8 protein-coding genes are annotated in these 7,586 nt (G+C 56.0%); 2 read left to right on the top strand and 6 right to left on the bottom strand.

Features of this window, described 5'->3' with window-relative positions; genetic code table 11:
* Positions 1 to 207: 207 nt before the first annotated feature.
* From EII23_RS05890 to EII23_RS05875, 4 genes are all read right to left on the bottom strand, one after another.
* Positions 208 to 1,455 carry a hypothetical protein gene (locus EII23_RS05890; protein ID WP_124792459.1) on the bottom strand — a complete coding sequence of 416 codons (1,248 nt, stop codon included), beginning with the start codon at positions 1,453 to 1,455 and terminating at the stop codon, positions 208 to 210.
* A 7-nt stretch (positions 1,456 to 1,462) separates the two neighbouring features.
* Positions 1,463 to 2,734, bottom strand: a complete 1,272-nt coding sequence (locus EII23_RS05885) for a TRAP transporter large permease (protein ID WP_124792458.1) — start codon at positions 2,732 to 2,734, stop codon at positions 1,463 to 1,465.
* 5 nt (positions 2,735 to 2,739) lie between these two features.
* On the bottom strand, positions 2,740 to 3,159 hold the full coding sequence (locus EII23_RS05880) for a TRAP transporter small permease (protein ID WP_185702316.1): 420 nt from the start codon (positions 3,157 to 3,159) through the stop codon (positions 2,740 to 2,742).
* 114 nt (positions 3,160 to 3,273) lie between these two features.
* The gene (locus EII23_RS05875) at positions 3,274 to 4,260 is read right to left on the bottom strand and encodes a TRAP transporter substrate-binding protein (protein ID WP_124792456.1); all 987 of its coding nucleotides are present in this window, start codon (positions 4,258 to 4,260) and stop codon (positions 3,274 to 3,276) included.
* A 268-nt stretch (positions 4,261 to 4,528) separates the two neighbouring features.
* Here EII23_RS05875 and EII23_RS05870 point away from each other — a divergent pair, with 268 nt between their 5' ends.
* Entirely contained in the window at positions 4,529 to 5,206 is a 678-nt protein-coding gene (locus EII23_RS05870; protein WP_124792455.1) for an IS1595 family transposase, read from the top strand.
* A 31-nt stretch (positions 5,207 to 5,237) separates the two neighbouring features.
* Complete coding sequence (locus tag EII23_RS05865; RefSeq protein ID WP_124792454.1) at positions 5,238 to 5,891, top strand: GntR family transcriptional regulator; 654 nt, start codon at positions 5,238 to 5,240, stop codon at positions 5,889 to 5,891.
* Between the two features lie 176 nt (positions 5,892 to 6,067).
* Here EII23_RS05865 and EII23_RS05860 read toward each other — a convergent pair whose 3' ends face one another.
* Together EII23_RS05860 and EII23_RS05855 are read right to left on the bottom strand one after the other, a co-directional pair.
* Positions 6,068 to 6,274 (bottom strand): hypothetical protein, encoded by a 207-nt coding sequence (locus EII23_RS05860; RefSeq protein WP_124792453.1) that lies wholly within the window; start codon positions 6,272 to 6,274, stop codon positions 6,068 to 6,070.
* 149 nt (positions 6,275 to 6,423) lie between these two features.
* Positions 6,424 to 7,464 (bottom strand): DUF1848 domain-containing protein, encoded by a 1,041-nt coding sequence (locus tag EII23_RS05855; RefSeq protein ID WP_185702315.1) that lies wholly within the window; start codon positions 7,462 to 7,464, stop codon positions 6,424 to 6,426.
* Between the last annotated feature and the right edge of the window lie 122 nt (positions 7,465 to 7,586).

Below are 7,586 nucleotides of genomic sequence, written 5' to 3'. Positions count from 1 at the left end.
CTGTCACAAATATCATGTCGTCGATGTGCGCGCATAGCTTCTCCTGTCATGCAGGAAGAGGTATTATCACAGGATTCATAGTTTGACGACACTATCTAACTTCCCACAGAGAAATTCCGTGGTCGTGGCACCCGGTTGGGTGTGTCTGATACTTCCATCAAAACGGAGTCCCCCTTTTTCAAGGGATACTGTCAGATCAAGTCGAGACTACCTTACACAACGGCGGGAAATCATACGCAGAAGGTCTTCGCCGGTTATGCGCGGGCGCCGCTCGGACACGAAGGCCAAGGCCTCCTCTCGTCGCTCGTACAAATAGCTCGCCGCCCTCGCCAGTACATCGGTCAGCATGTCCAGCTCTTCCTGCGTCAGGCGTAGGGACTTCCACGTCCTCGCTTCTTCCTCGGTGACGATGAGCGACAGCATGGCCCCAAGTCCCGGCCACAATCCGCCGTTTCCGGCATAGCGATGCACAGCGTCCGACATGAAGATGCTGCCCCCGGCATCGTGGCTGCACAAGGTCGCCAACTCGGCCATCAATTCGATTTTTTCTGCAGCGGTCTCCGCTTTGCCGTAGGCTTCCCCGAGGCTGACGATGCGTTGTCCAAGATGCTGCGTTTCTTCCGAAAGGGACGTCCCCATCCGGGGATAGGTATTGGACTGCACAAGGACGGGATAGCCGCTTTCGCGTGCCGCTCGCTCATAGCATTGCCCGGAAACTGGATTATCGTATTCTCCATTCCAGCGAACGAAAAGGGCGTTGTGGGCAAGGGGAGGCTCCTGCGTTGGCATATACGCCTTCCCCTCCAAAACGAGCAGGGGGGTATTTTCCATGTCCAGTGCCCGCATGATTTGTGCCTTGTTGCCGATGGGAACGCATCCCTCGGCGTCCTCGTTAGGCCCTATGCCACCGCAGGTGGCGTTAATGGTCAGCAGCCACGAGGCGGGAATCCCGTTGATATCAATCACTCCGCCCAGATATTCGCCACAACTGTTGGGCATGTCCTCCGGGGCCGAAGCAAGTGTGTATGGCCAAGCGGTGCGCACAGTATCGAGCATCGCCTTGGCCGCAGCCAAGCAGAAGGCACAGGCCTGCGTACCCGCTCCCTGCCCGTAGACTCTTCCGAAAATAAGGCTGGCCAGCGTCTGGGGCGCGGCGCAACGTTGCCTGACAGCCTGTTGCATCAGGCTCTCCTCATAGGGGGTGAAGCCGTGCAGCGCCCACGCCGACCCGGTGCCGCCCCCTCGCGTTGTCACCACCACATGCTCGCCATCCAGCACCCTGACGGAGGCGATTTCAATATCAAGCGGGCAAGCCCGGTCAAGCAGCGTCAAGAGGACGGCGAAGCCACCAGAATCCTCCTGGAAAAAGCCGGAATGGGAAAAAGCGTGTCCCACACCCACATGACCGGCGATGCCGATCATTCCTTTTTGGCACGCAGAGGGCCTCAGTTCCATAATGATCTCAGAGCAGGAACAGTGAGAATTGTGGAACGAAGGCGAGCACGAGAAGCCCCACGATCATGACGCCCACGAAGGGAAGTACCGCCACGCTCAGTCGTTCGATGGAAATTCCGGAAATGCCGCAGGCGACGAAAAGGTTCACTCCTACGGGCGGGGTCAGGAAGCCGATGGAGACAGCGACGATCATGATGATTCCGAAATGGGTCATGTCGATGCCCGCCGCCGTGACCAAGGGCTGGAGGAGCGGCGTGAGAATAAGAATGTTGGCCAGCGCGTCCATGAACGTACCCATGATCAGCAGGAGCACGATGATGGCCGTGAGCAGGATGTACTTGCTCCCGGTCAGGCCGGAAAGCACTTGGACGACGAGATCGGGGATATTGTAGATCATGAGCAGCTGCCCAAGGGCCGAAGCCGTGGCCACCACGATAAAGATGGACGCGGTGGTTAGGCAAGAACTCTTAAAAATGTCGACGACATCTTTCCATGTCAGGGTCTTCAGAATCAGGCCTTCGGTGATGAAGCCATAGGTGACGGCGATGGCACCTGCTTCTGTGGGGGTCGTGATGCCACCGTAGATGCCGCCAAGGACGAGGACCGGCACCACCAGTGCGTACTTGGCACGTGAAAAGGCCGTGAGGGTTTCACGCCACGGGGCGCGGGCGGCCTTGTTCCCGGTCTGCGTCCGCCGTGCGATGATGTAGCTCGTCACCATCAGCAAAAGCCCAATGAAAATGCCGGGAAAAATGCCGCCGATGAACAGATCACCCACAGAGACGTTGGCCGTAGTGCCGTAGATGATAAGGGGTACCGAGGGAGGAATCATTACCCCGAGGCAGCCCGAGGCCGTATTGACGGCGGATGCGAAGTCTTTGCTGTAGCTTTCCCTCTCCATCGCCGGGATCATGATGCCGCCCACCGCGGCTACGGTGGCGGGTGCGGACCCGCTTAGCGCGCCGTAAAACATGCTCGTGAGGATGGAGACGTGCGCGAGGCCGCCCCTGATATGCCCCAACAAGCATTTGGAAAAGGCGAGCAGCGATTGTGCCATGCTCCCTTTCTGCATGATCTCTCCAGAAAGGATGAAGAAGGGCACCGCAAGCAGAGGAAAGGAATCCAGAGAGAGCACAAGTTTCTGCAGTAAAAACTCAGCGGGCAAATCCCCCGCCATCACCGCGACAACAACGCTTGAACCGATGGCCACGCCGATGGGCACACTCAAGATAAGGAGAGCGACCAATGCGATTGCGGCCAAGGCAATAGGCCATTCCATAGCCACTACTCCTGTGACCCTTGGGGTCTGTTCAGAGAAAGCTGACGAAAAAATTTGATGAGCGCCCGGATGCCCATGCAGGTCATGCCCAAGGGTAGGCAAGCGTAGACTATCCACATGGGAAACTGCATGGCGGGGGCGACCTGTCCGGTCTTCCAGACAAAATAGGTCATGTTCACGCCCCACACCGTCATCATCCCGCAAAAGGTCGCCGTCACTCCCAGCGCCACGAGAGGCAGATATCTCGCGCACCACGCACCTCCGCTCGTGCATAGGATGGTGATGGCCAGATGCTTGTTCTCGCGTTCCGCGTATCCTGAGCCGATATAAACGAGGGCGATGAAAAGGTATCTACCCAGTTCCTCCGGCCAATCGAGAGAGTGGGAGACGCAGTAGCGAAAAAAAACCTGCAGGATGATCGCCACGGACATCAAGGTTAGAAGAAATGAGGAAAACGTTTCTTCGAACCGATCAAGAAAATGGAACATCGCGGCACCTTCTTTTTGAGAGGGTGGGGGCCCCGAAAGAGCCCCGGTCAGTTACTTTTTACGAACGGTATCCTTGATTTCCTGAATTACTGCGGGAGGCACGGCATCGGCGAAGTCTTTGACAATGCTTTTGGTCGCTTCTACCCAGCGCTGACGCTCTTCAGGGGAAAGTTCGATGATCTCGCCGCCTTGGTCCACGATTTTCTGCTTGATCATGGCTTCGTTCTTGCGGATGGTTTCCCGCTCGAATTTCTGCATGACGCCGAAAGATTCTCGGATCCACTGCTGCCGTTGCGCATCAAGCTTGGACCAGAAGGCCGTGGAAACCAGTACGAGATGCGGGCTGTAGAAGCTATTGGTCATGGTCACATGCTTGGTGATTTCGGGGAACTTGTTGAACCATGCAAGGTTGAGGTCGATGTCGATGGCGTCCACGGTTTTCTGCTGCAGAGCCGTGTACACTTCGCCCCACGCCACGGGGGTGGGGTTCATGCCCAGCGCCTTCAGGATGGCGATGTGGGCCTTGGAATGGGTGGAGCGAATCTTGAGATCGCGGGCGTCTTCGAGCGTGCGCACAGGGCGGCTGCTAAAAATGTTCCTGAAGCCAATTTCAATGTATCCCAACCCCATGATATTGTTCTTTTCCAGAGCCTTCGCCAGTTCCTGTCCCAGAGGTCCGTCAGTGATCAGGTCCGAACTTTCATAGTCGGGGATCAGAAAAGGCATGTCGAACATCATCAGCTTGGGGTTGAACACAGAGAAGTTGTTGGGCGCATCGGCTCCCATTTGGAGCACGCCCATCTGCAGGCCCTGTACCACGGCGTCAAAGTTGCCGTATTTGGAGCTGTCGTAAATCTGCACCTTGAAAGTGCCTTTGGAGCGTTTTTCAAGGTCAGATTTGAACAGTTCAAAGGCCTGACCTTCGGGATGGGAAGGGACGTTGGGGTGGGCAATTTTGATGACCGTCGCGGCAAAGCCCACAGAAGCCAGCATCACGGCCATCAGACAGAAAAGGGAAATCAAACGGAAAATTCTCATGATGCCTCCATAGAAATAAGAGATGAAGAACAAAATAGCCCGATATGACCACAGAACGTCCGGATCGTTCTGGCGGGGCCATGCCCTATATTGGTGGTGAGGCTTCTGCCGAGCGGTCCCGGCATTGATCAAAAGAAATTTTCTTATATGCTCAGAGTGGGCGATCCCCGCCTTTTTGTCAAGATTTCATAAAATATTTTTAAAAATATCACTGGTCCATTTTTAGAAGGCTCTAGACCATCAGGATAAAACCTGACAGGCTAGAAAAATGTTTAAAAACAGCAAGTTAAGTCGATACAAGGCCGGAAAAATTATTGAATGCTTTTGTATCGACATCGATGCCACCAAAACAGCTCTGCTCCTGAAGCTGAACAGAAAGACCGTGAACAGGTATTTTCTGGCCTTCAGGCGGTTGATTTATCTTCACCAAGTATCACAAAAGGAACAAATACTTGGTGTGGTTGAGGTTGATGAAAGCTTCTTTGGCCCTGCACGGGTTCGCGGGCGCCCCGGCCCCCGCAAAAGGGGCCGGGGCACGCTCAAGCAGCCGGTTTTCGGCATCTATGAGCGTGACGGCGCGGTTTACACTGAACTGGTCGCTGATTGCTCGGCCAAGACGCTCCAGGCCATCATCAGGGGCAAGGTTTCCCCTGAAAGCATTGTCCATTCCGACGGCTGGAAGGGCTACGACGGACTGGTGGACGTTGGGTTCGACAAACATTTTCGTATCAACAAATCCAAACACTTTGCGGAAAAATCGGTTCATATCAATGGTATTGAGGCCTTTTGGAGCTTTACAAAACGCCGTCTGGCAAAGTTTAATGGCGTGAAGCGAAATTTCGAACTCCACCTCAAGGAGTGCGAATGGCGCTACAACCAAACGCTGCCCCAGCTTCTCGCCAGCCTCAAGCTTTTGGTGTCAAAGAACAAAGACCTGATGGTCTAGAGCCAAACAAAAATCTGATGGTTTAGAGTCCATGAAAAAATCCACCACTAAGTCCTTGATTGCCTACAAAATGATTCGGGACGGTATACTGTCCGGGGAGTTTTTACCCGGGTCACGACTGATTCTTTCGGAACTGGAACAGAAACTGGGACTGGGAAGAGGTCCGATCCGTGATGCTCTGATGCGCCTTGATCGCTCGGGGCTTATCGAGAACATCCCTTTCAAGGGGGCCATTGTTAAATCGCCCCCCTCCCTTCAGGAGCTGGAATACATTTACACAACGCGCCTGACCATCGAAAGGCTGGCCATAGCCGAAGCCATGAGCAAGGCCAACACACACCATCTTTCCAGCCTTCAGAAAATGGTCAACACTTCTCTGAAGGAAATCAACATCCCGCAAAATTTCTATTTCCACGACCGGAAATTTCACGCCTACCTGTATACCATCGCCAACATGCCACACATACAGGACATCATTAATATCCTGAACGAACATATCGATATCTTCCTCAACACCCATATCTATGGTTATGACTACCGTGAAGAATCCATCCTCCATCACCAGAACATAGTGGATGCCATCCGGGAAAAAGACGAAGAAAAACTTTTCAGTAACCTTGAGGCCAATATGACCATCGGCCTGAAGTACCTCTACAGCCGTCTTGGGGGCAAGGAAGCAGTGTAATCCCCCCGAAAAACGGAAACGGTCAAAGTCTCCATGCCGTTCAAGAGGCGGATACAGCGGCCATCTTGAAGCTGGTTGCGCATAAAGTCCATTGACCATGCCTGATTCGCGGTTTCAGGAACCGCCAGTTGTTCCGGATTTTTCCACTTTATCCGCAAATTCAGTTCAAGCTCCCGCTAAATGCGGTATACGCGTTTGTGGTTCCAGCCGCAGCCCTTGACGTTGCGCAGGAACAAAAAGCACAGGGCAAATCCCCAATTGCACTGAGCCCGGGTGAGGGCCAAAAGCAGTTCCGCGACTCCGGCATTGTCGTCTATGCGCTTCGCCTCATGCCGAAAGCAGTGTGTGCTGATGCTGAACGATGCGCATGCTTGCAATATCATTTTCTTCTCATTCACGCCTTCTTTGGCGATCTCTGCACGCAGAGACGGCCTCACCGCTTTTTGCAAGTGCTTCCTGCACGACCTCAGTCCGCAACTGTGTATCCGCTTACACCTATTCTGCTTTCAAAGGCTACCTTTGGGGGGGCGGATTAGCTGGCCCCGTCCCTGCGTTGAAAGTGCGCTGTGGGCGCAATGCTTTCCGCACGGGGATCGTGGGTCTGCCAACGGGCCAGTGCGGTCTGGCGCGAGCGGGTGGCGTAGCAATACACGCAGCCGTGGGGGCAGGTGTCGTACTGCCCCACATCCTTGGCAGGCAGGCAACGGCAGTGCGGGCGCTGCCCCCTGTCGCGGCGAAAGCCGCGAGCGGGCGGCAGGCCGGGCAGGGAGGGCAAATGCGCGCCTGCCGTTTGCAGCATGTCCGGATGCCTGCCCGTGGCGCGGAGCAGCAGTTCCGGATCCAGGCAGGCGGCCCGTGCCACCCCCCAGGCCGCAAGGTCGGTCGCCTCGCCGCAGGCGCGGGCCTGCATGCCCAGAGATGCGGCAATGCGCGCCATGCCCTGAGCCACAAAGGCGGTTTCCGGAAGGGTGAAATCCCGCCAGGCAAGCCCGTTGCGGCGCAGGGAGCACTGCGCCTTGCGGTAGTCCGCAATGTCGGCAAAACTGAAGATGAGGGTTCGGGTGCAGCCAACGATGGCCCTGCCCACGCGCTCCACCTTGTCCAGCAGCAGCTTGCAGGCGTCCGGGGCATGGGCCAGATGACCGGCCAGCAGCAGAGGGTCAAAACGCCAGACGAGCCTTTCCGGCCCCAGCAGGCGCGCCAGACGGCGAAAGGTCTCCACGCGCTGTTCCAGAGGCGGCAGATGCGGCTCCCATCCCTCATCCTCATAGTCATTGAGCGTGAAGTGCAGAACGCAGGCCATTCCCTTTTCTGCAGGCAGGGAGAGGAAGGGCAGCAAAGGAGCCGGATTTTTGCTCCAGAACACCAGCGCCCGCGCCCGTGTCAGGGCCACATGCTGCGGCCGCCTGTTGAAGGGATTGGTCCAGAGCAGATGCCCCGCTTGCAGCCGGTTGAAAAACCAGGGGGCATAGAAGGCGGGAATGTCTGTTGCACGACTGGCGGAGATGACTGCCGGGGCGATGGCCTGTGCCGGGCCGCAGGCGGTCATGACGGTAACTGTGGGCCACTGCATGCCGCATGTTCGCAGAGAGGAAAACATGGGTCAACAGGCGAAAAACGCCGTGCCGCCACGGTTTTGACTTCCTGGGCATACATGCTATGCTCCGGCCCTCCCGCGCAATCACAAACCCGACA

The sequence above is a fragment of the Desulfovibrio sp. OH1186_COT-070 genome, from assembly GCF_003860215.1.
Classification (GTDB): Bacteria; Desulfobacterota; Desulfovibrionia; order Desulfovibrionales; family Desulfovibrionaceae; genus Desulfovibrio.
This window is presented reverse-complemented; position numbering and strand designations above follow the sequence as displayed.

Excerpts from the sequence above, each read along its gene's own strand:
- EII23_RS05875 (WP_124792456.1), bottom strand. The coding sequence starts at position 4,260 with ATGAGAATTTTCCGTTTGATTTCCCTTTTCTGTCTGATGGCCGTGATG.
- EII23_RS05860 (WP_124792453.1), bottom strand. The coding sequence starts at position 6,274 with ATGATATTGCAAGCATGCGCATCGTTCAGCATCAGCACACACTGCTTT.
- EII23_RS05890 (WP_124792459.1), bottom strand. The coding sequence starts at position 1,455 with ATGGAACTGAGGCCCTCTGCGTGCCAAAAAGGAATGATCGGCATCGCC.
- EII23_RS05885 (WP_124792458.1), bottom strand. The coding sequence starts at position 2,734 with ATGGAATGGCCTATTGCCTTGGCCGCAATCGCATTGGTCGCTCTCCTT.
- EII23_RS05865 (WP_124792454.1), top strand. The coding sequence starts at position 5,238 with ATGAAAAAATCCACCACTAAGTCCTTGATTGCCTACAAAATGATTCGG.
- EII23_RS05855 (WP_185702315.1), bottom strand. The coding sequence starts at position 7,464 with ATGCAGTGGCCCACAGTTACCGTCATGACCGCCTGCGGCCCGGCACAG.
- EII23_RS05870 (WP_124792455.1), top strand. The coding sequence starts at position 4,529 with ATGTTTAAAAACAGCAAGTTAAGTCGATACAAGGCCGGAAAAATTATT.